General features: G+C 66.1%; 1 protein-coding gene and 1 pseudogene. Both read right to left on the reverse strand.

Annotated features, from left to right (window positions below):
- Positions 1–257, reverse strand: a pseudogene (locus EOA49_RS32030) (GNAT family N-acetyltransferase); the annotation flags it as partial.
- The coding region (locus tag EOA49_RS32035) for an amidohydrolase (protein WP_164749390.1) at positions 254–1,160 on the reverse strand (907 nt) is incomplete at its 5' end. The gene EOA49_RS32035 and the pseudogene EOA49_RS32030, both read right to left, overlap by 4 nt.

A 1,160-nucleotide genomic window follows, 5' to 3' on the forward strand; every position in this document is an offset into this window, starting at 1 on the left:
GTCCATACCCGCTTCAGCTCGGCGGTGCGTTCGTCATACAGCTTGAAAGCACCGCCGGCGATCGCGTTGCCGTCGCGCGTCAGGAGCAGGAAGTTTCCGTGCGGCGGCGCGAACAACTCGGCCGGATAGCGGCGCATCTCCTCGCCCGGCTCGCCGAAATAGTCGCCGTAGCGGGTCGTGTACTCCCAGGTCAGCGCTTCGATGAGCGGGGCCGCGCGCGGATCGATCGGCGTGGTGTAGAGAAAGCTGTCTGTCATGGCGTGGGCCCCGTTGCCGGCTCGTTGGTCCGCGGAGCCTCGTTCGCGGCGAGATAATCCTGCACCAGCGCCACCCAATAGCGGGCGGCATCGGGCAGGATGTCGTCGTTGAAGTCGTAGCTGGGACTGTGCAGGTCGGCGCTGTCGCCATTGCCCACAAAGAGATAGCTGCCCGGCCGCACTTCGAGCATGAAGGCGAAATCCTCGCTGGCGGTGATCAGGCGGAAGTCCGACTGGATCCGCTCGGCGCCGAAATGGCGAAGCGCGACCTGCCTTGCGAACTCGGTTTCCTGACGGTGATTGATGAGCGCCGGATAGCCGCGTGGATAGGCCACCTCGGCGGTCGCGCCATAGCTCTTGGCGTGGGTCTCGGCCAGCGCGATGATGCGGGTCCTTATCTGCTCGCGGACAGCCTCGCTGAACGTCCTGACGGTGACCTTCAATTCGACGCTGTCGGGAATGACATTGGCGGCGATGCCACCATGGATGGTGCCGACGGTGACGACCGCCGTTTCCAGCGGGTCGACATTGCGCGAGACGATCGTCTGCAGCGCCATGACAAGCGAGGCGGCGGCGACGATCGGATCTACGGCATGGCTCGGGCGCGCGCCATGGCCGCCCTTGCCGACGATCTTGATGATGGCGAGGTCGACCGAGGCCATGGCAGGGCCGCTGAGGAAAGCGAACTGCCCGGCTGGCACGCCCGGCCAATTGTGCAGCCCGAAGACGGCGTCGATGGGAAAGCGTTCGAACAGCCCGTCGGCGATCATCGCCTTGGCGCCGGCGCCGCCTTCCTCGGCGGGCTGGAAGATCAGCCGAACCGTGCCCGAGAAGTCTCGCGTCTCGGCGAGATGCCTGGCGGCGGCGAGCAGGATCGAGGTGTGCCCGTCATGCCCGCAGGCA

The organism is Mesorhizobium sp. M1A.F.Ca.IN.020.04.1.1, assembly GCF_003997315.1.
Lineage (GTDB): Bacteria > Pseudomonadota > Alphaproteobacteria > Rhizobiales > Rhizobiaceae > Mesorhizobium.